This window comes from Haloarcula laminariae (assembly GCF_025457605.1).
Classification (GTDB): Archaea; Halobacteriota; Halobacteria; order Halobacteriales; family Haloarculaceae; genus Haloarcula; species Haloarcula laminariae.
Genome location: NZ_JAMZFY010000002.1, coordinates 13,558 through 37,459, shown reverse-complemented (window position 1 = coordinate 37,459; position 23,902 = coordinate 13,558). Strand labels below are relative to the sequence as shown.

The window sequence follows — 23,902 nt, the reverse complement described above, 5'->3', positions numbered from 1 at the left end:
TGGTGAACACGTAACGGAAACCACTATCTGCCCTCGCGGCCAGGCTTGTGACATGACGAAGCGCCACGTGTCGTTGCCGCCGGTCGCCGAGGAGGGGCTCCGGGCCTTCATCGACGAGGTCGACGAGCGGCTTTCGGGCGAGGAAGACACCTGCGACGTGGTCACGGACGTGCTCGTCGACCTCCACGGCGACCGCGAGGCCTACGAACGCTGGCAGTCCGGCGGGGACGTCTCGCCCGCCGAGCGGGTCCGACTCCAGGGCTATGACCCCTGTAACACGACCCTGGAGAGCGAGTACTACGCTGAGAAAGACGAGGAGCGGTTCAAACGCTCCAAACACCTCCAGTGGCTCTGGCGACAGTTCGACGCGACGCCGATGGCCGACAACGTCGAGTTCGCGCTGCGCTTTCGCCGGATGCTCGCCGACCACCTCTTCGAGTCCTGTGGCGAGAACTGCCGCTTTTTCAAGAACATCTCCGTCACCTACGGTCACAACATCGAGGTCGGCGACAACGTCGTCGTCCACGACGACGTCCACTTAGACGACCGCGGCAAGCTCACCATCGGCGACCGCGTCTCCATCTCCGACGACACCCACATCTACAGTCACGACCACGACGCGGTCGACCAGACACACGTCGACAACTACCACACGATAATCGAGGACGACGTCCGCCTGACCTACGACTCGATGGTCCGCGCGGGCGTCAGGGTGGGCGAGAACGCTATCCTCGCGGCGAAATCCGTCGCCGGCGCGGACATCCCGGCCCACCACATCGCGGCCGGGACGCCCGCCAAGTCCATCGCTATCAAGGACGGGTGGGAGTCGGTCGCCGAACCGCTCGAAGACGCCAACGTCGACCGCCGCGCCGACCGGGAGCTCGACGTCGAGATTCCCGAGGACATCACCGTCTTCGACGAGTTCCAACGGGACCTCGCGCCGCCGGACCGCTGAGGCTCCCGCCCGTTCGTCCCGCCGGCGTGTCACAGCCGGGCGTCCGAGGCCGTCGCAGGCGACTGGACCCGACTGCTATCATTTCTGAAAACTGGCGGGGAATACCGAAGTAGCTCTCCCGTCCAGATACGGCTATGCAACCCTGGGTGTGGCTCGCGGCGTACGTCCTCGGGTTCGGGCTGTTGCAGGTGCTGCTCTACCGGCACTTCAGCGACCGGACGGCGTCCCCACAGCCGACCGAGAGGCGCGTCACGCGGGCCGACGGCGGCCGGCGGGTCGCCGCCGAGGCGACCGAGACCGTCGTCTGCGGGCACTGTGGCGCCGTCAACGAGTCCCACAGCATGATTCGGTACTGTGGCGCCTGCGCCGAGTCGCTCCGGTAGCCCTTTGGTCGACGACCGCAACTGCCGACCATGCGGGCCATCGCCATCAACGTCGGCGCCAACACCAACGAACCCGGTTTTCGCGGCCCCCTCTTTCCCGACGGTTCCTTCGAGTACATCCCCATCCCCGAGGCCGAGCCCACCGCCACACCGGTGCCGACCTACGCCGACCTCGACCTGGAGACGGACGTGAGCGACGTTGCCGACCGCCCCGTCCACTTCGACCCGGAGTTCCCCGAAGTCGGCGGCGAGCGCTACACCTACGGCGACGGACACGGCGTCAAGGCCGGCCCGCTCTCGGAGCTGTCGGCCGGCGACTACCTGTTTTTCTACGCGACGCTCTCGACGACCGGCGAGTCGCCGGCGTGGGCCCCGCCCCGGTGGGGCGCCCACGTCGTCGGCCACTTCCGGCTCGCCCGGGACCCCGTCACCGGCGAGGCGTACCGCGACCTCCCGGCCGACGAGCGGGCCGTCTTCGACTCGAACGCCCACGTCAAACGGGCCGAGTTCGACGCCCGGGTGCTGTTGCTGGGCGACCCCACGGAGTCGCGTCTCTACGAGACGGTCGTCCCGCTGTCGGCCCCGTCCGGGGGGACGGAGGCCAACTGGCTGGTCACGGAGCGCTCCTCGGACTCGGGGAAGGGGCCGTGGTGGCGTCGCCCGATGCGCTTCGACGCCGACGGGACGGCGACGCTGCTGGAACTCGCTGACGAGGCGCCCGGGGCCGCCGCCCGAATCAGCGATTGAATTCGGGCCGGGAGAGTTATCACCGGTGAAAACAGAACACGAAGACATATGCCACGACGCGCGCACGCTGGTGATATGCGACTCTCCACCGGTGTCCCCGGATTCGACGACCTCGTCGAGGGGGGGTTGCTCCCCGACCGTCTCTACGTCGTCAGCGGCCCGCCGGGAAGCGGGAAGACCACCTTCTGTTCGCAGTTCATGACACAGGGCGCCAAGGAGGGCGAGACCTGTCTCTACGTGACGATGCACGAGACCAAAGAGGAGCTGATGCAGGACATGGCCGGCTACGACTTCGGCTTCGACCGGGCGATGCAGTCCGACGCCGTCCAGTTTCTCAACCTCGTCACCGAGAGCGGCAAACGGACCATCACCCAGTTCGGGACCGAGGGCGGCCTGACGAACCGATTGGTCGCCTACATCGAGCAAAACGACATCCAGCGCGTCGTCATCGACTCGACGATGCTGTTGCAGCATTTCATGAACGACGTCGACAGCGAGATAACGGGCTTTCTCTCGGCGCTGAAACAGACCGACGCGACGACGCTTCTGATTTCGGAGATGACCGACCCCTCCTCGTACAGCGACGAGCACTACCTCGCTCACGGCGTCATCTTCTTCCACAACTTCCTGGACGGCGGAAGCATGACCCGCGGCGTCCAGGTCATCAAGATGCGCGGCACCGCCATCGACTGTGACATCCGCAAGATAACCTTCACCGACAGCGGCCTGCAGGTCCACGCCGACGAGAAAATCGAGTCATGAGCCGCTACGAGCGCGAGTTCGACAGCGGGTGGGAGTCGATGGACAAGGACGAAGCGACGACGCGGGCCTACGCCATCGGCGTCGCCGAGCGCCTGGGCGAGGACAACCGCGAGGCGCTGAAAGCCATCTACGCCGAGATGGAGTCGGCGTACCACCGCAGCATGGTCGAACTCGCCTACGAGGAGGGCCGCAACGAGGCCAAGGCCGCCGCCGACCCCGGCGCCGACGACGCCGACGCCGTCTGGGCCGAACTGGTCCAGGGCGAGGTGACGACGGTCGACCCCGACGACGTCCCGACGAGCGGGCGGGACAGCCTCCCCGGCGCGCTCGACTCGGGCGACCTGCTCGACCGCCAGGACGTCGACAGCACCGAGCCGGTCGACAGACCCGACTTTCTCGAGCGGTAGCGAGGGGCGCGACCAACGGGAGCGGCCCTCGGCGGAACGGCGACCCTTGGGAGCCGTGGAGCGGTAGCGAAACGATTCGCATAGTGAATCGTCTCGAAGGCGACTCTCAGGAGCCGGAGAGCAGTAGCGAGGGGCGCGACCACCGGGAGCGGCCCTCGGCGGAACGGCGACCCTCGGGAGCCGGAGAGCAGTAGCGCGCCCCTCAGTGGAGCCCCGCGCCCTTCCTAGCGCTTTCGGCAACAGGGTTATATACTCGACAAGATAAGCCGGGCTATATGAGCCGAATCAAACTGTCACTGCCGGACCAGGTCGACTCCGACATCCAGCGCCTCGTCGAACAGGGGGAGTTCCTCAACCGCGACCAGGCCGTCGAGGACCTGCTGAAACGCGGTATCTCGGCGTACAACGTCACCACCGACGAGTCGGAGTCGCCGGTCGACGACGAGATGTTCGGCCAGACCACGGCCGAACAGCAAGACCCCGCCCAGATGGACGACGACTACGGGCTCTAGGCGAGGCTGGTCGGTCGTCGTCGCCGAAAAAAGTGTAGCTGGGGCCGCCGCCGCTCAGAACGAGACTTCTTCCGGGCCGTCCTCGCCCATGCAGACCGGGTCCCGGTCCGAGTACCCCTTCCGGCCGATAGCCTTGCCAGAGACGCCGTTGTAGGCGGCCAGTCGCGCGTCTTCCGCCGTCTCGAACGTCTCCGGGGCCGACCGCGAGAGCGCGTCGGCCAGCTTCTCGGTCCCGTTCGGTAGTTCCAGGGTGATGTCGCCGTCGGCCTCGATGAGTTCCTCCGTGGTCATCGGGTACTGGTGTGCGTCGAACGCCTCCGCCGCGTCTGTTAGCATCGTCATACCACAGGGGAGAGACTCGGGGGACATAAACCTCATGGTCTTTAATGATAATATTCCGTAATGGCATTAATTGGGTCGGCGTGGCACGGTCGGGGAGCAACTGGCTTGCCGCTGGGCGTCCGTGTGGCCATATGGTCGCCGCGGACCTCCACGTACACACGACGCGCTCTGACGGCTCGCTCACGCTCGATGCGCTCCCGGCCGCGGCCGCCGACGCCGGGGTCGAGGCGGTCGCGGTCACCGACCACGACCGGCTCCAGCCCGCCCTCGACGGCCCGGTGACGACCCGCGACGGCGTGACGGTCGTCCACGGTATCGAGCTGCGCGTCGACGCGGGCGAACAGCGGCTCGACCTGCTGGGCTACGGCGTCGAGCCGACCGACGCCCTCCGCGCCGAGTGTGCCCGCATCCAGCGGGACCGCCGGGAACGGGGCCGGGCTATCATCGGCTGCGTCGAGGACCGCCTGGACCGGTCGCTGCCGGTCGAACCCCGCGCCGGGTTGGGCCGGCCCCACATCGCCCGTGCCGTCGCCGAGGTCTCCGAGTACAGCGTCCAGGGGGTGTTCGACGACCTCATCGGCGACGACTGCCCCTGTTACGTCCCGCGGGCGGTCCCCGACTTCGAGCGTGGCCGCGAGCTGCTCGCCGACGCCTGCGGGCTGGTCGGGCTGGCCCACCCGTTCCGGTACCGCGACACCGACGCCGCGCTGGCTCGCTGTGGGGACCTGGACGCCGTCGAACGGTGGTACCCCTACGACCACCCCGTCGACACCGACCGCCTCGACGCCTCAATCGAGCGCCACGACCTGCTCCCGACCGGCGGGAGTGACGCCCACGACGACCGGCTGGGGGTGGCGGGTCTCGACGGGGCCGCGTGGGCCCGGGTTCGGGAGGCCATCGCCCGGGACTGACCGCGTTCCGTCTGACGGCTGGCAGACGGAAACCGAGGGTTCAATGCCCCGCGGGTCCAACCCTCACGTATGCAGTGTCACTACTGCGACCGCGACGCGGACATCGCCGTCGACAGCGACGGGATCAAGGTCGGCGTCTGCAAGACGCACTTCCGCGAGCAGATGGCCGAGCTCGAAGACGCCGACTGGCTCGACGACCTCGAGGACGAACTCGATATCGACCGGCGGGAGTAAGGCTTCCGTCGGACTCGCTGTCTACACGGCCCACACCTCTGTTCTCGCACACTCGAACTGACCGGTACCGAACGGTACTGTTTTGCCCGGTGACGGGAACGTTCGGCCACAGTGTTCGACGGTCCCTGGTTCCGAGAGGCGAGCTACGCCGGCGCCCTGCTCGTGGTGCTTGGCGGGGTCGTCTGGCTCACCGGGCTCCCCTTCCTGTTCCCGAGTCTGGGCCCCACGGCGTATCTCTTCGCCACGCGGCCGTCGGCCCGGGCATCGGCGGCTCGGCGGGTGCTGGGCGGGCACGCCGTCGGCGTCGTCGCCGGGCTCATCGCCTATCACGCCATCGCCGGCGGCGCTGTCGTCACCGCCTCGACCGGTCCCGGCTCGATGGCCGGCCTCCGACTCGCGGCGAGCGGCGTCGTCGCCGTCGTGCTCACCACGGCCGGGATGGCCCTCACCGACACCGGCCACGCCCCGGCCTGTGCGACGACGCTCATCGTCGGGCTGGGTATCCTCGCCGCGCCGCTGGAGGGTGCGATTATCGTGCTGGCCGTCGGCGTCCTGGTCGCACAACAGGCGCTACTGACCCGTTTCGGCTTCACCGCCGGCCGTGCCGGCGTGGCGTAATCCCGCACCGCGAGAAGCTCGCCGGAGGCGACCGGCGGTATCAGTCGTCGCTCGCGACCTGCTCGCCCGCGCCGCCGGCGACGCGCTGGTCGCGGGCGTAGTCGGTGAAGTTGTCGAACAGCCGCTTGGCCTCGCAGGCCGCCCGGTAGTTCGTCTCGGTGATGCCGTCGAGGACGCGCTCTATGCGCTCGTCGGGGAGGTCCTTGCCCGAGGCGACGTCCTCGGCGGTCGTGGGGTCGTACTCGGGGTGGAACTGCACGGCGAAGACGTCGCCGTGGCGGAAGCCGTGGACGCCGTAGTCGTTCTCGGCGAACTGGGTCGCGCCGGGCGGCAGCTCGGCGACGTGGTCCGAGTGGGTGGTGAAGACGGTGAACTCCTCGTCGACGCCGTCGAGCAGCGGGTTCGCTCCGTCGTGTGTGACGGTCCGGTAGCCGATTTCGTAGTCGTCCATCGCCTCGACGGTCCCGCCCAGCGCGTGGGCGAGCAGCTGGTGGCCGAAACACACCCCGAGAAACGGGATACCCTCGTCGATTGCCTCGCTGACCCAGCCTTCGAGGTCGGCGATCCAGGGCTCGTCCCAGTAGACCGAGGCCCGCGAGCCGGTGACGAGACACGCGTCGAACGCGAAACTGCCGGGTAGCTCGCGCTCGGTGACGTCGAACTCCACGAGGTCGGCGTCGAGCTCCCGTCGGAAGTTCCGACGGTTGTCCGAGCCGTCGTGGGCCGCGTTCAGCAGAGCGATACGCAGACTCATTACCGATTGACAGCGGTTCGACGACTAAAAGCCCACGTATCGGCGGCTATCGCTGCCGCTGTCGGTGACGCCGCTCAGTCGGCGGCGTGGTCGTCCAGGAACGCGACCAGGCGGTCGGTGACGGCGGTCGCGTGCTCGACGAACGACAGGTGACGCCCCTCGACGGCCGTCGCGGTTCCGCGGGGCAGGTCCCGCGCCAGCGACTCGGCGCCGTCGCCGGGCACGACGGGGTCGTCGACGCCGTAGTACACCTCCGTCGGCAGGGTCACCTCGTACAGCGGCGGGGGTTCGAAGCCGGTCATCGCCGCGGCCTGGCCGGCGAAGGCGTCGCCGGTCGCGTCCTCCTCGCGCCGCCAGTCGGTGACGTCCGCGACGAGGTCGGCCGCGTTCTCGCGGAACGCGGGGGAGAACGCCCCCGCGAGCGACTGCTCCGGGCCGGCGTCAAGCGAGAGTCGCTCCAGCGCGTCGGCGTCGACGGCGTCGCCCGACGCCCCGGTGTTGTACAGCGTCAGCGTGCGCGCGCGGCCGTACTCGTGGGCGTACTGCAGGGCGACCATCCCGCCCAGCCCCGCGCCGACGAGGTGGGCGTTCCGGACGCCGTGGTCGGCGAGGACGGCTTCGAGGTCGGCGGCGAAGGTGTCCACGTCGTACGGTCCGACAGCGTCCGACTCGCCGGTCCCCCGGAGGTCCCACACCAGCGCCTCGTAGGGGCCCGCGACGGCGTCGTGGTGCCACCCCCACAGCCACGCGCCGTAGCCGGCGTCGCCGACGAAGACCACGGTGGGTCCCTCGCCCGTCGTCTCGTAGTGCAGTGAGGCGCCACCGTTGGATGCGGCAGGCATTATCCGCCCGTTCGCCCGCGCCCCGGGTCACTGTTTCGAAGCCACACGTCTATGGGGACGGCTCGCCAACCCCCGGGCGTGTCCGGGGCAACGTCACTCATCGGCGCCGTCGTCGCCGTCGCCGGCATCGGTGTCGCCGCCCAGCTGCTCGCCGACCGCCTCCAGGTCCCCAGCGTGGCGTTCCTGCTCGTGGCCGGGGTTCTGGTCGGCCCGCAGGGGCTCGGGCTCGTCGACCCGGCCCAGTTCGGACAGGCCGGACTGCAGGCCATCGTCGGGCTCAGCGTCGGTATCATCGTCTTCGAGGGGGCCTTCCACCTCACCGTCGAGCGGGTCCGGGAGGCCTCCCGCGAGGCGCTGGGGCTGGTCACCGTCGGCGCGCTCGTCTCGTTGGTCGGGACGGCCCTCGCCGTCCGGTTCGTCTTCGCCACCTCGTGGCCGGTCGCGGTCCTCGTCGGGTCGCTGCTGGTGGCGACCGGGCCGACGGTCATCACGCCCATCATGAGCGTCGTCCCGGTCCGCGAGCGGGTCGCGGCCGCGCTGGAGACCGAGGGTATCATCAACGACGTCGTCGCGGCCGTCCTCGCCGTCGCGACCTTCGAGTTCGTCGTCGCCGAGACCGCCTCGCCGCTGGTCGTCGTCGAGGCGTTCCTCGCGCGCCTGCTGGTCGGCGTCCTCGTCGGCGTCCTCGTCGGCGGGGCCGTCGCCCTGCTCCCCCGGTACGTCTCGCTCTCGCAGGACAACGCCACACAGAACGCCCGACTGGTCGTGCTGACGGCCGCGCTGGTCGCCTACGCCGTGGGCAGTAGCCTCCTCTCGGAAGCCGGTATCGCGGCCGCGGCCGTCGCCGGCGTCGTGCTGGGCAACGCCGACATCCCCCACGAGTCCGACGTCGCGGAGTTCAAGGGCGGCATCACCGTCTTCGTCCTCTCTTTCGTCTTCGTCGTGCTGGCCGCGCTGCTCTCCTTTTCGGACCTCCGGGCGCTCGGGCTAGGCGGTGTCGCCGTCGTGGTCGTCGTCATCGCCGTCATCCGGCCCCTCGGCGTCGCCCTCTCGACTATCGGCGGGTCGATGAGCGCGCGCGAGCGGGTGTTCGTCGGCGTGATGGGGCCCCGCGGCATCATCCCGGCGTCGGTCGCGACCCTCTTTGCCATCGAGCTGCGGCCGACGAACCCCCGCGCCGCGACCGTCCTCGTGGGGACGGTGTTTCTCGTCATCTTCGCGACCGTCATCTTTCAAGGCGGGCTGGCCCGTCACATCGCACAGGGGCTGGACATCTTGCCTACACAGACGCTCGTCGTCGGCGCCGGTCGCGTCGGCACGGAACTGGCCGACCGCTTCGAGGCGCGCGGCGAGGAGGTAACCCTCGTCGACACCGACACCGACGCCGTCGAGCGCGCCCGCAACGAGGGGTATCGCGTCGTCAACGGGGACGCGACCGACGCCAGCACGCTCGAATCGGCCGATGCGGGCCGCGCGGGGGTCGTCGTCGCCGCGACCGCGGACGACGACGTGAACCTGCTTGTCGCCCAGCTCGCGACCACCCGGTTCGACGTCGACACCGTCGTCGCGCGGGCCAACAACCCGGACAACGTCGAGGCCTTCGCGGACCTGGACGTCGAGACCATCTCGGCCGGCTTCGCCGTCGCCGACGCCATCGACGACGCCATCGAACGGCCGGCGCTGTCCCACTGGCTGGCCGACGCCGGCAAGACCGGCGACGTGCTGGAAGTCGAGTTGCGAAACGAGTCGCTGGCCGACCGGTCCGTCGACGCGCTCACCGACTCGCTGCCCGACGGCTGTCTCGTGGCGATGGTCAGCGCCGGCGGGGAGGACCGGGTGCCCGACGGCGAGTTCGTCGTCTCGCGTGGGGACCACCTGACGCTGGTCTGTGAGACAAACACGGCGATGCAGTCCGCGAGACGAGTGTTACGAGGAGATTAGACGTTCGCGACCGAGTGGAGGATGTCCTCGGCGTCGTCCAAGGCGTCGTCGAGTTTCCCGCCGTCGGGGCCGCCGCCCTGGGCGAAGTCGGCGGGGCCGCCGCCGCCGCCGCCGACCCGACCTGCGAGCTCGCCCACTACTTCGCCGGCGTCGACCTCGACGCCCTCGGGGACCGCGACGACGAACTGGGCGCCGTCGGCGCCCGAGCCCAGCACGGCTATCCGGCCCTGCTCGACGACGGCGTTGGCCTGGGCGCGCAGTTCGTCCATGTCGGCGTCGATGCGCTGGACGACCGCCGTCGTGTCGGCCACGTCGACCTCCTCGGAGTCGCCGCCGCCGGAGGCGCGCGCCTCCGCCAGCTGTTCTTTCAGCTCCTCTATCTCCTTGCCCCGGGCCTTCCACTCGTCGAAGAAACGGGCCGCGGTGTCGGGCACTTCGGGGGGCGCCACGTCGAAGGTGTCGGCGGTCTCGTAGAGGGCGTCCTCCGTGCGGTGGGTGGCCTCGATTGCCGCGTCGCCCGCGGCGAAGGTCAGCCGGATGACCCCGTCCTGAATCCGCTCCGTTCCCAGTAGCTTGATGGTCCCGATGTCGCCGGTCCGGGCGACGTGGGTGCCGCCACAGGCCTGGATGTCCTCTCCGACCTGGATGAGGCGAATCTGCTCGCCGGCCGGGATACCGCCCTGATAGAGGTCGAAGCCGTGTTTGGCCTCGGCCTCGTTGCGGTCGGGCCACTGCTGGGTCACGGTGACGTTGTCCTGGACGAGGTCGTTCGCCGTGGACTCTATCTCCTTGACCTGCTCGCGGGAGACGGAGTCGTAGTGGCGCACGTCGATGCGGGCGGAGTCGACGCCCTTCTGGGCGCCGGCCTGGCGGACGTGCTCGCCCAGCACCTGCCGGGCGGCGTGGACGACGATGTGGGTCGCCGTGTGGTGTTGCATCAGCCGCTTGCGGCGGGTGGCGTCGACCTGGCCGCGGACGAACTCGCCCTTGCCTGGGTCGCCGTCGACGGTGTGGAGGATGACGCCGTCGTACCGCTGTACGTCTTCGACCTCGACGGTGTTGTCGTCGGTCGTGAGGTGGCCGTGGTCCGGCGGCTGGCCACCGCCCTCCGGGTAGAACATCGTCTGGTCGAGCACGACGTCGTAGCGGTCGTCGTCGCGGTCGAACACTTCGAGGACGACGGCCTCGAACTCCATGCGCTGTTGGTCCTCGTAGTAGAGCCGGTCGGTGTCGGGCAACTCGGCCAGCCGGTCGGCGTAGGGCGTTCCCTCGCCCTCCCCCTCTCCGGCCGTCTCCCCGCCGTGGCGGTCGGCGACGACGGCGTAGAAGTCGTCCGGAACGTCGACGTCGACCCCGCGCTCGGCCGCTATCTCCTCGACCATGTCCGGCTGGATGCCGTGTGAGTCGTACAGCTCGACCAGCTCCGCGGTCGGGATGGGCTCGCCGCGCTCGGCGTAGTCGTCGGCCAGCTGGCGCACTCGCCGGCCGCCCCTGTCGAGGGTCTCGCGGTACTTCTCGACCTCGGTGCGGACGATGTCCCGGACCGTGTCGCGGTTCTCGTAGCCCAGCCGGTCGGCCTGCATGTCGACGAGCTCGTCCAGCGGGGCGTCCACGCCGACGCTGTCGACCAGCCGCTTCGTGCGCCGGAGGACCATCCGCGCGAGATAGCCCGTCCCGACGTTCGAGGGGACGATGCCGTCCCCGAGCATGTACGCCAGCGTGCGGGAGTGGTCGGCGATGGCGTAAATCTCTTCCAGGGGGCCGACGAGCTCGCGCAGCTCCGCGACGTCGACGCCGACCTGCTCGGCGATGGTGTCGCGCTCGGCCTCGATGTCCTCGGCCTCGTCGATGTCCATCCGGCCCGCCAGCTTGGCCGCGTTGTGGACGATTGTGGCCTCTTCGTCCGACAGCTCGATGCCGGCGTTGTCCTTCAGGAAGGATATCATCTCGGGGTAGACCGCCTCGTACACCGTCGGGGTGCCCTGGGAGACCCAGGTCCACCGTTCGAGCCCGTAGCCCGTGTCGACGATGTAGGTGTCCATCTCCGAGTAGCGGTTGCCGTCCTTCATCTCGTACTCGCCGTCGGGGTCCTGTTCGAGGGACATGAAGACGAGCGTCGCCAGCTCGGCGCCCTGGTAGATGACCTCGAAGGCGGGGCCGGCGTTGCCGCCGCCGACCCACGGGTCCTCAATGAGGGTGAGCTCGTCGACGTCGGCGCCCAGCTCCTCGAACAGCTCGACGCAGTACTGGACGGTCTCGTCCTTCCAGTACACCTCGCCCTGGTAGGCGTACTCCTCGGGGTCCTCGATGTCCTCCTTCGCGTTGAAGGCGTGGTGGGCCATCATCTCGAAGGCCATCGTGTGCCGGCCCGTCTTCCCGACGTTGTCGATGTCCTGCATCCGGATGCAGGGCTGGGAGATACACAGCGGGTTCGCGGGCGGGGGCGTCGTCCCGCTGGTCACGAGCGGCTGGAAGTCGTATATCGAGGCCTGCGTCAGCAAGACGTCGTCGCGCCACCGGTTGGCCGCGACCGGGTACGGGTCGACCCGCGTGTGGTCGCGCCCCTCGAAGAACGAGAGGAACGCCTCACGCATCTCCCCGAGGGCGTACTCCTCGTCGAACCCGGGGTTGTCGATGAAGTCGTACTCGGCACACGGGGGCTCGCCACAGGTGTCGCGGTCGGCCCGCGACCAGAACATATCGCCACACTCGCCACACTCCTGGCGGGTGAATCCCGCCTCGTCGAAGTAGTCGAGTTGGTAGGCCTCGTCGAGGTCGCTCATTGGCGTAGTGTTGGCCCAGCAGCGGGTAAAACAGTTCCGAAGGGGTCATGCAGCTTCTCACAGCGCCCGGACGGGAGCGCCGCCCGTCCCGGTAACTGGCCGCAAACCCCCGACAGCGGGCGACTACAGCTGTACCGCCGAGGTGCCGGAGATGGTCTTTGGCACGAGTATCTCCTCCGTCGTCTGCGAGCCGGAGGAAGTCGTGATGCGGACTGTCGCGCTTTCCCCTTCCCCTAGCTCGTTGCCGAACTTGTACTTGTCGTCACCGAGGATGGTCTCCCCGTCGTTCTCGCCCAGCTCCAACCGGATTCGGAGACGGTCTTCCTGGTCGTTCAGTACCGGAAGGGAGCCGTCGGTATCCTGTACTGCCTCTATCGCGAAGTAGCCGTCGGGGTTGCCGGACTGGGTCCCGGCCAGCTGGTAGAACGAGCCGCTCGGACCGATCCATTGTATCGTCATCGTCGAGAGGTCGACGTTGCCCGCGCCCGGGCCGCGTTTTACGAGGATGTCGACGATACCGACGGCATCGTTGTCGAGGTCGCTCCCCGTCGCGCTGACTACCTGGAGGCGGTTCGAGGTCGCATCGGACGCACCTTGCCCGGTCGCTTCGCTCGAACTCTGCAGGAACCCGGCCGTGTTGATGAGGACACCGGCCGCGATAGCGGCGACGAGCACCATCGCGATGAACACGATGAGGGTGCCGATACCGACCTGCCCGCGGTCGTCGGCTGCGTGGTCTTTCAACCGATACATTTCACTTACTGATAGCTAGCCGGTCACTCGGGTATAAACTTGCGTGAGCAATTATCGGCGGTGAAAACGGGCCGTGAGGGCCACTGCGCCCTACTCGGGGTTGGCCAGCGAGGCCAGCATCGCTTCCAGCTGCACGCGCTCGTTTGCGCCCTGCGTGATTCGATAGTCGGTTTCGCCCACCCGTTCGAGGATGCGGACCGCCGCCCGGTCCTCGACTTCGAACTCCCAGATGGAGCGGTGGAGCTGGTCGATGATGTCGCCGCCGGCGATACCCTCCTCGGTCAACAGCCGGTCCAGCGTCGCCCGCGCCGCCGTGAAGTCCCCGTCCAGCGCCGACTGGACCATCCCGTGTATCTCCTCGGGTCGCGCGGTCGAGGTGATGGCGTACACCGCCGCCTCGTCGACCACGTCGCCGCTGACCGAGGCCGCCTGCAGCCCGTTGATCGCCTTGCGCATGTCGCCCCCGGCGGCGTACACCAGCGCGTCCAGCCCGTCGTCGGTCAGCTCGATGTCCTCCTCGCTCGCGATGTGGCGTATCTCCGCCTCGACCGCCTCGTCGCTCAGCGGCGAGAAGCGAAAGACCGAACACCGCGACTGGATGGGGTCGATAATCTGACTGGAGTAGTTACACGAGAGGATGAACCGGACGTTGTTCGAGAACTGCTCCATCGTCCGGCGCAGCGCCGACTGGGCGTCGCTCGTGAGGGCGTCGGCCTCGTCGAGGAAGATGATGCGGTACTCGTGGCCGCCGAAGCTCGTCCGGGCGAAGTTCTTGATGCGGTCCCGGACCACGTCGATACCCCGCTCGTCTGAGGCGTTCAGCTCCAGGAAGTTGTCGCGCCAGTCCTCGCCGTACAGCTCGCGGGCGATGGCCGCGGCGCAGGTGGTCTTTCCCGTCCCCGCCGGCCCGCTGAACAGGAAGTGGCTCAGGTCGTTGCGGTCGACGTAGCTCTGCAGGCGCCCGACGATGTCCTCGTGACCCTGCACGTCGGCGAGGGACTGTGGGCGGTACTTCTCTATCCACACTTCCTCCCGTCCCGCCCGCGACTCGGCGTCGGCCTCACTCATGTATCAGCGGTGGCGTGGGGCCGGCATAAACGAACCGTTCGCGCCCCGGCGGGCTACGCCAGTAGCCGCGTCGGGTCCGCCAGGTACGACTTCAGCGTGTCGACGAACTGGGCCGCGTCGGTGCCGGTGACGACCCGGCTGTCGACGGCGAGCGACAGCGTCAGCGTCGGCTTTGCCGCCACGGTCCCGTCCTCGGCAATCGGTCGCTCCGTCAGCGCCCCCACGCCCAGAATCGCCGTCTCGGGGACGTTGATGACGGGGTCGACGTACTCCCCGCCGATGGCGCCGAAGTTCCGCACGGTGAAGACGCCGCCCCGCGTCGCCTGGCTGTCGATGTCGCGGGCCCGCTCGGCGAGGCCGCTCACCTCGTCGGCCAGTTCCAGCAGCCCCTTCGCGTCGACGTCCTCGACGACGGGGACGACGAGCCCGTCGTCGGTCGCCGTCGCCACGCCGATATCGCGGTCGCTCCGGTAGACTATCTCCCCGCGCTCGGCGTCCAGCTGCGTCGCGAGAACCGGGTGGTCGTCCAGCGCGGCGGCGACGCATTTCAGCACGAGCGGCGTACTGGTGAGGTCGACGCCCCGTTTCTCGGCCAGCGGCTGGAGCCGCTCGCGGGCCTCGACCAGTCCGGGGACGGCGACCTTGTCGTGGTGGGTCGCGTGGGGGACCTCGCGCCGGGAGCGGGCCATCCGCTCGCCGGCGGTCCGGCGGGCTCCGCGGTAGGGATCCCGCCGGTCCCCGTCGCTCACCTCGACGGGCGTCCCGATGTCGTCGGCCGTCTCCCGCAGCGCCGAGACCACCCGCTCGGCGACCTCACGTACGTCACCGTCCGCGATTTCGAGCCCCTCGCCCGCGGCTTCCTCGCCCGAACCCGACTCGGCGCCGCTCGCCGCCGGGGCGTTTCGCCCCTCCGCCACGGCCCGAACCGCCGCGGCGTCGACGTAGGGCTCGCCGTCGCGCGTCTCGTCGGTCGGCACCGCGTCGATGTCGACGCCCAGCTCGCGGGCGAGCCGACGGGTGGTCGGCGTCGCCAGCGTGTGGTCCCGCCGTTCGGCCATCGGCTCGGGGGACACCCGCCTGACGGCGGACTTGACCGCCGGCTCGTCGGCGTCGTCCCGAGTGTCGACGACGACGGTAGTGGTGTCGTCCTCGTCGTCGCTCACCTTCGAGATTACAGCGGTCGGGCTACTGTCCTCCTCGTCGTCGTCAACTTTCGAGACCACGGAGGTCGGGCCGCTGTCGTCCTCGTCGTCACTCACTTTCGAGACCACAGAGGTCGGCCCGCTGTCGTCCTCGTCGTCGCTCTCCGCTGTGGGGCCGTCGTCGGCGGCCGCCGCCACGTCGGCCTCAGTGATGCGACCGCTCGGTCCCGACCCTTCGACGGCGGTGATGTCGACGCCCGTCTCGCGGGCGAGCCGGCGGACGCTCGGCGGGGCGAAGACGCGGTCGGTGGCGGGCGAACTACCGCTCTCGGCCGCCGGCTCGCTGTCGGGTGCGTCCCCGCTGGCTTCGTCATCGATGGTGACCAGCAGCTGGCCGGTGGCGACGACCTCGCCCACGTCGGCGTGGCGCTCCCGAACGACGCCGCCGACCGGCGCGGACACGTCGACGACGGCCTTGTCGGTCTCGACGTCCGCGAGCACCTGGTCCTCCTCGACGCTGTCGCCGACCGCGACGTGCCAGGACAGCACCTCTCCCTCGGCGACCCCATCGCCGAGGTCGGGCAACTCGAACTCGAACATGCCTAGAAATCGACGGCCCCGGTGATACCGTCTTTGATGCGGGCGGTCTCGGGTACCAGCCCGCGGGACGCCCTCGCGGTCGCCGTCCGCTCCGGGCTCGCTACGCGAGCTCGCTCTCCACGAACAGCTCGCCGGCCCGGTACGACGACCGGACCATCGGGCCCGAGGCACAGTAGCGGAAGTCGAACTCGTCCTCTGCGACGCGTTGCCAGGTGTCGAAGACGTCGGGGTGGACGTACTCCGCGACTTCCAGATGGGAGCGGGAGGGCTGGAGATACTGGCCGAAGGTGACGATGTCGGTCCCGACCTGGCGCAGGTCGGAGAGGGTCTGGTACACCTCGTGGGCGTACTCGCCGACGCCCAACATCAGACTGGTCTTGGTGAAGACGTCGCTCTCGCGGCTCGCCTGTCGCAGCACCGACAGCGACTGCTCGTAGCCCGCCCGGCGGTCACGCACCGGCCACTGGAGCCGGTCGACGGTCTCGATGTTGTGGGCCAGCACGTCCGGGCCGGCGTTGATTATCTCTCGCACGAGGTCGGGTTCGCCACGGAAATCCGGGATGAGACACTCGACGAGAACCGACGGGTCACGCCGTTTTATCTCCCGGATGGTCTCGGCGAAGTGGCCCGCCCCCTGGTCGGGGAGGTCGTCGCGGTCGACCGACGTGAGGACGACGTAGTCCAGGCCGATGTCGGCGACGGCGTCGGCGACCTGTGTGGGCTCGTCCGGGTCCGGCGGCTCCATCCCGCCGGTCTCGACATCACAGAAGTTACACCCCCGCGAGCAGCGGTCGCCAAGCAACATGAACGTCGCCGTCCCCGGGCCGCCGTCGGCCGCGTCCCCGTCGCCCGCGGCTCCCGACCAGCACTCGCCCAGGTTCGGGCAGTTGGCCTCCTCACAGACCGTGTGGAGGTCGCGTTCGCGGAGCGACTGCTTGATGTCGCTGAACCGCTCGCCCGACGGCGGTCGGGTCTTGAGCCAGTCGGGCTTGCGCGCGCGACTCATTACCCCAGCGTTGGACTGTGCCCGCAAAAGCCGTTGGGTTCGCCCGCTGTGACGGTCAGCCGTTCAGCGGGCTCGCGTTGTCCGACTTGCAGTTCGGACAGGTAAACGGCGGCGAGTCGTTCCTGTTCGCGTGGAACGCGTTCCCGCAGTCGTCGCACTCGTAGTTCGCCTCCGCGTCCGCGGTGTTCTGGTCTGACATTGGTTCCACTCCGGCTATCGGGCCCGCGAGTTGTGACACCGCGGCCGGCGAGTGCAAGCCCCGCACGACAGCGCGCCGTCGTTTCGGCTGGTGCCGGAGCCCGGTGATAGAAACGCCTTTGCCGTCACGGCGACGCCCATTCCACGTGCCAAGCCGAGCCGACAGCGAGCCGACGGTGGCGGTCACGGAGGTCCTCCCGGACCTCGCCGACGCCTTCCCCTTCGAGCGGTTCAACGAGATGCAGTCGGAGACGCTCCCGGCTCTGCTGAACCGCGAGGACAACGTCGTCGTCAGCGCGCCCACGGCGAGTGGCAAGACCGCGCTGGCGGAACTGGCCATCTGCAAGACCCTGCAGGCGGGCGGGACGGCGCTCTTTCTCGCGCCGCTGCGCGCGCTCACCAACGAGAAAGAGAGCGAGTGGGAGCGCTTCGAGGACCTGGGCTACTCGGTCTACGTCGTCACCGGCGAACGCGACCTCTCCCCCCGCCGGGCCGAGCGGGCCGACATCCTCGTGATGACCCCGGAGAAGGCCGACTCGGCCACCCGGAAACACGAGACCGCGCGCTACTCGTTCATCACGGACGTGGACTGCTGTGTCATCGACGAGGTCCACCTGCTGGACTCGGACCGCCGCGGGGCGGTGCTGGAAGTGACGGTCTCGCGGCTGCGGCGGCTCTGTGACCCCCGCGTCGTCGCGCTGTCGGCGACGATGCCCAACATCGATGACGTGGCCGACTGGCTCGACGCCCCCGAGGAGACCACCTTCGCCTTCGGCGAGGACTACCGGCCCGTGCCGCTGAACGCCGACGTGAAGACCTACACCCACGGCGAGAACGCCTTCGCCGACAAGTACCGGCGGCTCTACCGGGCGCTCGATTTAGCCGAGCCACACATCCGCGACGAGGGCCAGTCGCTCGTCTTCGTCTCCTCCCGGCAGGACACGGTCCAGGCCGCCAAGAAGGCCCGCGACGAACTCACCGAGCGGGACATCCCGATGGGCGCCCGCGGGGACTACGACTTCCACAACGACGCCGCCGACTTGAGCAACGACACCCTGCGCCAGTCCGTCCTCGACGGCGTGGGCTTTCACCACGCCGGCCTCTCCCGCGAGGACAAGAACCGCGTCGAGCAGTGGTTCAAGGAGGGGAAGATTCAGCTGCTCTTCTCGACCTCGACGCTGGCGTGGGGCGTGAACCTCCCCGCCCGCTGTGTCGTCATCCGGGACACGAAGCTCCACGACCCCCTGGAGGGCGAGGTCGACATGAGCCCGCTCGACGTGCTCCAGATGCTCGGGCGGGCGGGCCGGCCGGGCTACGACGACATGGGCTACGCCTGGGTGGTCTGTGACCGCTCAGACGCCGACAAGTACCGCCGCCTGCTCCGGGACGGCAAGGAGATAGAGTCCCGGCTGGCGGGCGAGCTCGACGCGCATCTGAACGCGGAGATCGCGCTGGGTACGATACGGGACATCGACGACGTGATGAGCTGGCTGGAGACGACGTTCTACTACGCCCGCGCGAAGTCCTCGCCCGACGCCTACGACGCCGGCAGCGACCTCCGCGAGCGGGTGTCGAACACGCTCTCGGAGCTGGTCGGGTGGGGGTTCGTCGAACGGGACGGCCTCCGCATCGAGGCGACCCGGCTCGGGCAGTTGGCCTCGAAGTTCTACCTCCGGCTGGACACGGCCCGCCGCTTTGCCGACCTCGCCGAGCGCTGCGAGGCCGCGGCCGGCGAGGGGGACGACTCGATAGACGCCGACGACCTCCTCGCGACGGTCGCGGGCGCGACCGAGTTCGACAGCGTCAGCGCCCGCTCGGACGAGCAGGACGCCGTGAACGCGGTGGTCGGCGAGGCGCCCGACGAACTCGACGCCGGCCAGCGGAAGGTGCTCGCGATACTTCGCTCGGGGATGACCGGCACGACCCCGACGGAGCTCAAGAGCGACGCCTGGGTCATCCGGCAGAACGCCCTGCGCCTGCTGGCCGCGCTGCGGGAGTTCCTCGACAACCTCGCGCCCGGTCGCTTCGCCAACCTGGCCTGCCGGGTCGAGGCCCGCGTCGAACACGGCGTCAGCGACGACGCGGTCGGGCTGACGGCCATCGACGGCGTGGGTTCCGGGCGAGCCGGCAAACTCGCCGCCGCGGGGCTCTCGACCCCGGGCGATATCGTCCGGGCCGGCGTCTCGGGGCTCGTCTCGGCCGGGCTCTCCGAGGGCGTCGCCGAGCAGGTCGTCTCGAACGCCCGGGACCTCCCCGTCGTCGTCATCGACTGGGGCGAGTTCCCCGAGACAATCGCGGCCGGCGACCACGACATGCGGGAGGTGACCGTCGCGAACAACGGCGGCGGCGCCCGGGCGGGACTGCGCGTCACCGTCAACGGCCGCGAGATGACGGCCAAACCCGCCTACCTCGGCCAGACGACGCTCCCGGTGGGCGTCTTCGGCGCCGACGCCGACGAGCTGACCTTCACCGTCGAAGTGGCGTTCCCGAACCAGCCCCTCGACCCGGTCACCTCCTCGCGGACGGTCAGGGTCGAGTGAGGCCCGGACTGCCGGTGTCGCCCGGCTCCTCACCTTGAGTCAGATAACGAACTCTAACAGCCGGATAAAATTTATGCCGCTGTCTGAGGGGGTCTAAATGGACAGCATCGACGCCGGTAAAACCGGATAAAATCAATCAAACGAAACGTATCCGCGCGAATTGACCGCAACCGTCTCTCGTTTATATGGGGGTATGGGGCATACACTCGCGTGAGGAGGAACCCAATGTCCAGTGCTTCGCCCTTTCGGTCACCGACCAATGCACTCCCCAGTGGACGTGCCGACGCCCGGACCCTAGCCGCTCGGTCAGTCCAGTTCGTCGGCTTCTGGACCGCCGTCGTAGCGCCCCTGGCGTATCCCGCACTGTTCGTGAGCGGCCTGGGCGGACGGACGCTCCTCCTCCTGTTAACCAGTGTGTTCTTCGCTAACGTCCTCGGTCTCATTGTGGGCCGGGGTTATCGTGCGGATGCCTGACTCCCCCTCGGGCACCGCAGGATTTCGACTCCCTCTGACCTACCCGAGCAGAATCTCGCGTAGCTCCGCGGCGTCGCCCGCCACGTGATGGACCATCGAGAGATCCGTCTCCGCGCCGTCGCCGCGGAAGCCGACCGTCGTCATGCCGGCGGCCACCGCGGCCGTGGCGCCCGCGTGGGAGTCCTCTACGGCCCAGCAGTCGGCCGGGGCAACGCCCAACTCCTCCGCCCCGCGCTCGTAGATGTCCGGTTCCGGCTTGCCCGGGCCGTCGACGTCCTGTGCGCTGACGGCGGCGTCGAAGTGATGCAACAGCCCGAACCGCTCCTCGATGACGTCTATCCAGTCCCACGGCGCCGAGGTCGTCAGCGCAAGCGGTATCCCCGCGGCCCGGAGGTCCGCGAGCAGGTCGTCGACGCCGGCAAGCATCGTGGCGTGTTCGCCGTATATCTCCCTGCCGGCCTCCGCAAAGAGCCGTTCGTACTCCTCGCGGTCGACCGCCATCTCGTACTCGGCGGCGAGGTCCGGATACACCTCGGTGTAGTCCCGGCCGGTGATGGCCGACAGCGGGATGTCGTCGTCGGGCGCGACGGTCGGGAGGATGTGCTCGCGCTGGATGCGGGCCCAGTGGTCCTCGGACTGGACGAGGACGCCGTCCATGTCGAAACAGATTGCAGTCGGCGCGTCGCTCATTGTCTGCCTTCACTCGTCCGAGGGGTTTGCCTGTTGTGTTTGCGCCGCTCGTCCGGGACAGCGCTCGCGGTGAGTGTCGGGTCCGGTAAAACGTAGCGCCGCTTTCGCCGGGCGGTGACCGACGGGGGCGACCGTTCAGTCGTCCCCGGCGGCCGGCTCAGTGCCGTCCGCGTCGAGCGACTCCGGCCCGCCCGTGCGGTCCGTGCCGTCGCTGACCTCGAACTCGTCGACCAGTTCCTCCAGGTCGTCCGCGAGGCCGGCGACCGACCGGACGTTCTCGGAGACGCTGGTGAGCGAACTGGACTGCTCCTCGGAGGCGGCCGAGACGTTGCTCGCCTCGGCGGCCGTCTCCTCGCTGACGCTGCTGACCTCGTCGACCATCGCCACGACCTCCTCGGTGGTGGCCGCCTGGTCGTCCGTGGCGTCGCTTATCTCCGTGACGCCGCGCTCGGCCTCCTGGACGACCTCGGTGATCTCGTCGAACAGGTCGATGGCGTTTTCGGTGGTCCTGACGCCGCTCTCGACCTGGTCGCGCATGTCCTCGATGTCATCGACCGTCTCGTCCGTCGAGTCCTGGACCTCGGTGATGAGCGCCTCGACCTCCTCGCTTGCCTCGCCGGCTTCCGCCGCGAGGGACTTGATCTCGTCGGCGACGACGGCGAAGCCCTCGCCCGCCTCGCCCGCTCGTGCGGCCTCGATGGAGGCGTTCAGCGCCAGCATGTTCGTCTGCTCCGCGATGTCGGTGATCATCGCGACGATTTCGCTGATTTCCGCCATCTCCGTCTGGAGGTCCGAGACCCGGTCGACCGCGCCGTCGGCCCCGTGTTCGATCTCCTTGATTTCGGCGGACGCCTCGGCGGCCTGTTCGCTCCCCATCTGCGCTCGCTCGGCCGCTTCCTGGGCCGTGTCGGCCACGTCGACCGACGAGGAGGCTATCTCCTCGATGGTCGCCGACATGTCGTTCATCTCGCCGGCGACCTCCTGGAGGTTGTCGGACTGGGTGTCGGCCCCGCTCGATATCTCCTGGACCGACCGGGCGACCTCCTGGCTCGCCTCCTCGATTTCGGTCGTGCTCGTGGCGACCTCGGTGCTCGCCTCGCTCACTTCCTGTGCGATCGACTGGACCTGCGCGATGCTCTCGTCGACCGCGTCGAGCCCTTCGTCGATATTCGCGAGGACATCGCCGTAGGCCCCGGGCAGGTCGGTGTCGAGCTCCTGCTCGAGGCGTCCCTCCCGAAGCTCCGCACTCACGGCCCGGAGCTGTTCGAAGCTCTCCGAGAGCTGCGTGAGGCCGGCGTTGAGCTCGCGCATGATTTCACCGTAGTCGCCGGGCAGGTCGGTGTCGAGCTCCTGGTCCAGCTCCCCGGCGCCGATGTTCCGGCTCGCTTGGCTGATCTCGGCGAAGCTCGCGCCCAGCTGGCTCATCCCGTCTTCGAGCCCTTCCATGATCTCGCCGAACTTCCCGGGCATGTCGGTCGCTATCTCGTCGTCGAGATGCCCGTCGCTGAGCGAGTCGCTGACGGACTCTATCTGTTCGACCTGCCTGTTCAGGTTCGCCTGCATCTCCTCGAAGGCCGTCACCATCTCGCCGATCTCGTCGTCGCCGGTCGAGATGTCGTCCGTCTCGTCGAACTGCCCCTGCGACAGCGCCATCGCCCGGTCGCGGACCTGTTCGATGGGCTTCGAGATGTACCTGGCCGCCCCGTATCCCGTCACGGAGACCACGATGGCCGCCAGGACGAACAGCCCGAGGACGAGGGTCTGTGCCGAGTCCGTCGTACTCTGGAGGGTCGCGCCCAGCGCCGCAATCGGTTCGTCGATGTCCTGTTTGGGGACGGTGGCGACGAGCGTGAACTGCTTGTCGCCGAGTTCGAGCGGCGCGAAGCCGACGTATCGCGTGGCGTTGCCCTCGCCCTCGACCTGTTTCGTGTGGGTCGTCATCCCCGACTCACCGGCGACCATCCGGTTCTGTGCAATCGTCCCGAGTTCGGTGCCGTACTCGCCCTCCGCGGCGTTCGTCCGCTGTTCGATTTCGGTCCGGTCCGGGTGGCTGACTATCTCGCCGCGGTCGTTGAGGATGTAGAGGTAGCCGCTCTCCCCGACCGTCACGCGGTTCGTCGTCTCGGTGATGAGCGAGTAGTTGAACTGGGCCGCGACGACGCCCCGGAACTCCCCGTTCCTGTAGACCGGCGTCGAGACGTACTGCGTCTCGTGACCGTCCGCGGTCCGGACCTCGCCGAAGTACGCCTCGCCCTCGCTGCCGGATTCGGCGCCGGTGAACCAGTCCGCATCGGCGTAGGACTGTGAGCTGTCCGAGCCGGTCGTCACGTCCTGGCCCGACCGGTCGGCGTGGAGGATTTCGTCCCCGTTCGGCCCCGCAAACGTGATGTGTTCGTACGCCAGGTGTTCCTCGTCACCGACGGTGACCGACCGCGTCAGGAGGTACCGCTCGAAGGCATCCGCCATCTCGCCTCTGGTGTCGTCGACGGCGGTCTGTTGGAGCTCGTAGTAGTAGACGCTCGGCGCGATGACCCAGTCGAAGGGCTCGTAGTAGGTGTAGGCGATGAACTTCGTCATCTCGGGGTTGCCCTCCTGGGTCGTGTCCTCCCACTCGTACTCGGCGATGCCCCACTCCTCGCCGTTGCGGATCGCCTGGTTGGACTCGACTTCGGACTCGATGTCCTCGAAGACGACCAGCGTCCCGCCGCTGTCCTCGACGAGGTTGTGCCCGTCGTCGAGGCTGTGGTGGACGACGACGTTGGAGTCGCTGTCGGTGATGTACGCGTACCCGGTGTCACCCATGTAGCCGGGCTGGAACGAGTCGTACATCGTCCCGGCCGAGTTCGTCCGGTCCCCGGCCGTGCCGCCGATCATCGACTCGACTTCCCGTTTGACATCCTCCTGCTCGGACGGTGAGAGCTCATCCCAGTCCCGCCCGTTGTACTGGTTTTCCAGCACCGTCTGCATCGCGTTGTCGATGCTCGTTCGCATCTGGAGCGACATGTACCCGAGCTGGCGCTGACTCGACTCCTGGACGAGTTCCATCTCGCCGTCCTGTGCGGCCTGGTAGTTGTTCATCGTCGAGGAGTCAGAGAGCGACCGGACGTCGACTTTCCGTTGGTTTATCTGGTTCTGAATCCCCTCCTGTCGTGCTTCGACGCTGTTGTTCAGCTGGTCGGTCATCGCCCCACGAAGGTAGTTGCCGCTCTGGGTCTGTGCTTCCTGGTTCAGCTGGCCCAT

At 68.6% G+C, this 23,902-nt stretch carries 23 protein-coding genes; 12 read left to right on the top strand and 11 right to left on the bottom strand.

Going from position 1 to position 23,902, the window contains the following annotated elements; genetic code table 11:
• Positions 1–52 precede the first annotated feature (52 nt).
• From NJQ98_RS11650 to NJQ98_RS11625, 6 genes are all read left to right on the top strand, one after another.
• Positions 53–955, top strand: a complete 903-nt coding sequence (locus NJQ98_RS11650) for an acyltransferase (RefSeq protein WP_262178873.1) — start codon at positions 53–55, stop codon at positions 953–955.
• Positions 956–1,089: 134 nt separating this feature from the next.
• The gene (locus NJQ98_RS11645; RefSeq protein WP_262178871.1) at positions 1,090–1,338 is read left to right on the top strand and encodes a DUF7577 domain-containing protein; all 249 of its coding nucleotides are present in this window, start codon (positions 1,090–1,092) and stop codon (positions 1,336–1,338) included.
• Between the two features lie 30 nt (positions 1,339–1,368).
• Positions 1,369–2,085: an Nmad3 family putative nucleotide modification protein gene (locus NJQ98_RS11640; RefSeq protein ID WP_262178869.1), complete on the top strand. Its 717-nt coding sequence runs from the start codon at positions 1,369–1,371 to the stop codon at positions 2,083–2,085.
• A gap of 75 nt (positions 2,086–2,160) precedes the next feature.
• Positions 2,161–2,847 carry an RAD55 family ATPase gene (locus tag NJQ98_RS11635; protein WP_262178867.1) on the top strand — a complete coding sequence of 229 codons (687 nt, stop codon included), beginning with the start codon at positions 2,161–2,163 and terminating at the stop codon, positions 2,845–2,847.
• On the top strand, positions 2,844–3,254 hold the full coding sequence (locus NJQ98_RS11630) for a DUF8057 family protein (RefSeq protein WP_262178865.1): 411 nt from the start codon (positions 2,844–2,846) through the stop codon (positions 3,252–3,254). The genes NJQ98_RS11635 and NJQ98_RS11630 overlap by 4 nt, the downstream gene beginning before the upstream one ends.
• A gap of 275 nt (positions 3,255–3,529) precedes the next feature.
• Complete coding sequence (locus NJQ98_RS11625) at positions 3,530–3,766, top strand: ribbon-helix-helix domain-containing protein (protein ID WP_262178863.1); 237 nt, start codon at positions 3,530–3,532, stop codon at positions 3,764–3,766.
• 54 nt (positions 3,767–3,820) lie between these two features.
• Here NJQ98_RS11625 and NJQ98_RS11620 read toward each other — a convergent pair whose 3' ends face one another.
• Complete coding sequence (locus tag NJQ98_RS11620) at positions 3,821–4,108, bottom strand: DUF5789 family protein (RefSeq protein WP_262178861.1); 288 nt, start codon at positions 4,106–4,108, stop codon at positions 3,821–3,823.
• Between the two features lie 131 nt (positions 4,109–4,239).
• Between NJQ98_RS11620 and NJQ98_RS11615 the strand changes: the two genes are divergently transcribed.
• The 3 genes from NJQ98_RS11615 to NJQ98_RS11605 all read left to right on the top strand — a co-directional run bounded on the left by NJQ98_RS11615 (position 4,240) and on the right by NJQ98_RS11605 (position 5,871).
• On the top strand, positions 4,240–5,019 hold the full coding sequence (locus NJQ98_RS11615; RefSeq protein WP_262178859.1) for a PHP domain-containing protein: 780 nt from the start codon (positions 4,240–4,242) through the stop codon (positions 5,017–5,019).
• A gap of 69 nt (positions 5,020–5,088) precedes the next feature.
• The gene (locus tag NJQ98_RS11610) at positions 5,089–5,253 is read left to right on the top strand and encodes a DUF6757 family protein (RefSeq protein WP_262178858.1); all 165 of its coding nucleotides are present in this window, start codon (positions 5,089–5,091) and stop codon (positions 5,251–5,253) included.
• Between the two features lie 111 nt (positions 5,254–5,364).
• The gene (locus NJQ98_RS11605) at positions 5,365–5,871 is read left to right on the top strand and encodes an HPP family protein (protein WP_262178856.1); all 507 of its coding nucleotides are present in this window, start codon (positions 5,365–5,367) and stop codon (positions 5,869–5,871) included.
• Between the two features lie 40 nt (positions 5,872–5,911).
• Here the strand turns inward: NJQ98_RS11605 and NJQ98_RS11600 are convergent, their stop codons facing one another.
• Positions 5,912–6,625 carry a type 1 glutamine amidotransferase gene (locus NJQ98_RS11600; protein WP_262178854.1) on the bottom strand — a complete coding sequence of 238 codons (714 nt, stop codon included), beginning with the start codon at positions 6,623–6,625 and terminating at the stop codon, positions 5,912–5,914.
• A gap of 74 nt (positions 6,626–6,699) precedes the next feature.
• Positions 6,700–7,467: an alpha/beta fold hydrolase gene (locus NJQ98_RS11595; RefSeq protein ID WP_262178852.1), complete on the bottom strand. Its 768-nt coding sequence runs from the start codon at positions 7,465–7,467 to the stop codon at positions 6,700–6,702.
• 78 nt (positions 7,468–7,545) lie between these two features.
• Here NJQ98_RS11595 and NJQ98_RS11590 point away from each other — a divergent pair, with 78 nt between their 5' ends.
• A complete protein-coding gene (locus NJQ98_RS11590) occupies positions 7,546–9,408 on the top strand; it encodes a cation:proton antiporter (protein ID WP_262178851.1) in 1,863 nt (620 codons plus the stop codon).
• Here the strand turns inward: NJQ98_RS11590 and alaS are convergent.
• The 6 genes from alaS to NJQ98_RS11560 all read right to left on the bottom strand — a co-directional run bounded on the left by alaS (position 9,405) and on the right by NJQ98_RS11560 (position 16,959).
• Positions 9,405–12,191 carry an alanine--tRNA ligase gene (gene alaS / locus NJQ98_RS11585; protein WP_262178849.1) on the bottom strand — a complete coding sequence of 929 codons (2,787 nt, stop codon included), beginning with the start codon at positions 12,189–12,191 and terminating at the stop codon, positions 9,405–9,407. The two genes, NJQ98_RS11590 and alaS, sit on opposite strands and share 4 nt — an antisense overlap.
• A 123-nt stretch (positions 12,192–12,314) precedes the next feature.
• On the bottom strand, positions 12,315–12,944 hold the full coding sequence (locus tag NJQ98_RS11580) for a flagellin (RefSeq protein WP_262178847.1): 630 nt from the start codon (positions 12,942–12,944) through the stop codon (positions 12,315–12,317).
• A gap of 90 nt (positions 12,945–13,034) precedes the next feature.
• Positions 13,035–14,012 (bottom strand): replication factor C small subunit, encoded by a 978-nt coding sequence (locus NJQ98_RS11575; RefSeq protein WP_262178845.1) that lies wholly within the window; start codon positions 14,010–14,012, stop codon positions 13,035–13,037.
• A 53-nt stretch (positions 14,013–14,065) separates the two neighbouring features.
• Positions 14,066–15,754 (bottom strand): dihydrolipoamide acetyltransferase family protein, encoded by a 1,689-nt coding sequence (locus NJQ98_RS11570; protein ID WP_262178843.1) that lies wholly within the window; start codon positions 15,752–15,754, stop codon positions 14,066–14,068.
• 100 nt (positions 15,755–15,854) lie between these two features.
• Positions 15,855–16,787: a lipoyl synthase gene (lipA, locus tag NJQ98_RS11565; RefSeq protein ID WP_262178840.1), complete on the bottom strand. Its 933-nt coding sequence runs from the start codon at positions 16,785–16,787 to the stop codon at positions 15,855–15,857.
• 28 nt (positions 16,788–16,815) lie between these two features.
• Positions 16,816–16,959 (bottom strand): FmdB family zinc ribbon protein, encoded by a 144-nt coding sequence (locus tag NJQ98_RS11560; protein WP_262178838.1) that lies wholly within the window; start codon positions 16,957–16,959, stop codon positions 16,816–16,818.
• A gap of 175 nt (positions 16,960–17,134) precedes the next feature.
• On the opposite strand from NJQ98_RS11560, the gene NJQ98_RS11555 reads away from it, so the two are divergent.
• Positions 17,135–19,498, top strand: coding sequence for a DEAD/DEAH box helicase (locus NJQ98_RS11555; protein ID WP_262180986.1), 2,364 nt, complete (start codon positions 17,135–17,137; stop codon positions 19,496–19,498).
• Between the two features lie 225 nt (positions 19,499–19,723).
• Positions 19,724–19,972, top strand: a complete 249-nt coding sequence (locus NJQ98_RS19235; RefSeq protein WP_489146081.1) for a DUF8028 family protein — start codon at positions 19,724–19,726, stop codon at positions 19,970–19,972.
• A 39-nt stretch (positions 19,973–20,011) separates the two neighbouring features.
• Here the strand turns inward: NJQ98_RS19235 and NJQ98_RS11550 are convergent, their stop codons facing one another.
• Together NJQ98_RS11550 and NJQ98_RS11545 are read right to left on the bottom strand one after the other, a co-directional pair.
• Positions 20,012–20,662 (bottom strand): HAD family hydrolase, encoded by a 651-nt coding sequence (locus tag NJQ98_RS11550; protein ID WP_262178836.1) that lies wholly within the window; start codon positions 20,660–20,662, stop codon positions 20,012–20,014.
• Between the two features lie 135 nt (positions 20,663–20,797).
• A complete protein-coding gene (locus tag NJQ98_RS11545; protein WP_262178834.1) occupies positions 20,798–23,902 on the bottom strand; it encodes a methyl-accepting chemotaxis protein in 3,105 nt (1,034 codons plus the stop codon).

Coding starts and splice junctions, on each gene's coding strand:
- NJQ98_RS11650 (WP_262178873.1), top strand. CDS start 53: ATGACGAAGCGCCACGTGTCGTTGCCGCCGGTCGCCGAGGAGGGGCTC.
- NJQ98_RS11645 (WP_262178871.1), top strand. CDS start 1,090: ATGCAACCCTGGGTGTGGCTCGCGGCGTACGTCCTCGGGTTCGGGCTG.
- NJQ98_RS11640 (WP_262178869.1), top strand. CDS start 1,369: ATGCGGGCCATCGCCATCAACGTCGGCGCCAACACCAACGAACCCGGT.
- NJQ98_RS11635 (WP_262178867.1), top strand. CDS start 2,161: ATGCGACTCTCCACCGGTGTCCCCGGATTCGACGACCTCGTCGAGGGG.
- NJQ98_RS11630 (WP_262178865.1), top strand. CDS start 2,844: ATGAGCCGCTACGAGCGCGAGTTCGACAGCGGGTGGGAGTCGATGGAC.
- NJQ98_RS11625 (WP_262178863.1), top strand. CDS start 3,530: ATGAGCCGAATCAAACTGTCACTGCCGGACCAGGTCGACTCCGACATC.
- NJQ98_RS11620 (WP_262178861.1), bottom strand. CDS start 4,108: ATGACGATGCTAACAGACGCGGCGGAGGCGTTCGACGCACACCAGTAC.
- NJQ98_RS11615 (WP_262178859.1), top strand. CDS start 4,240: ATGGTCGCCGCGGACCTCCACGTACACACGACGCGCTCTGACGGCTCG.
- NJQ98_RS11610 (WP_262178858.1), top strand. CDS start 5,089: ATGCAGTGTCACTACTGCGACCGCGACGCGGACATCGCCGTCGACAGC.
- NJQ98_RS11600 (WP_262178854.1), bottom strand. CDS start 6,625: ATGAGTCTGCGTATCGCTCTGCTGAACGCGGCCCACGACGGCTCGGAC.
- NJQ98_RS11595 (WP_262178852.1), bottom strand. CDS start 7,467: ATGCCTGCCGCATCCAACGGTGGCGCCTCACTGCACTACGAGACGACG.
- alaS (WP_262178849.1), bottom strand. CDS start 12,191: ATGAGCGACCTCGACGAGGCCTACCAACTCGACTACTTCGACGAGGCG.
- NJQ98_RS11580 (WP_262178847.1), bottom strand. CDS start 12,944: ATGTATCGGTTGAAAGACCACGCAGCCGACGACCGCGGGCAGGTCGGT.
- NJQ98_RS11575 (WP_262178845.1), bottom strand. CDS start 14,012: ATGAGTGAGGCCGACGCCGAGTCGCGGGCGGGACGGGAGGAAGTGTGG.
- NJQ98_RS11570 (WP_262178843.1), bottom strand. CDS start 15,754: ATGTTCGAGTTCGAGTTGCCCGACCTCGGCGATGGGGTCGCCGAGGGA.
- NJQ98_RS11560 (WP_262178838.1), bottom strand. CDS start 16,959: ATGTCAGACCAGAACACCGCGGACGCGGAGGCGAACTACGAGTGCGAC.
- NJQ98_RS19235 (WP_489146081.1), top strand. CDS start 19,724: ATGTCCAGTGCTTCGCCCTTTCGGTCACCGACCAATGCACTCCCCAGT.
- NJQ98_RS11550 (WP_262178836.1), bottom strand. CDS start 20,662: ATGAGCGACGCGCCGACTGCAATCTGTTTCGACATGGACGGCGTCCTC.
- NJQ98_RS11545 (WP_262178834.1), bottom strand. CDS start 23,902: ATGGGCCAGCTGAACCAGGAAGCACAGACCCAGAGCGGCAACTACCTT.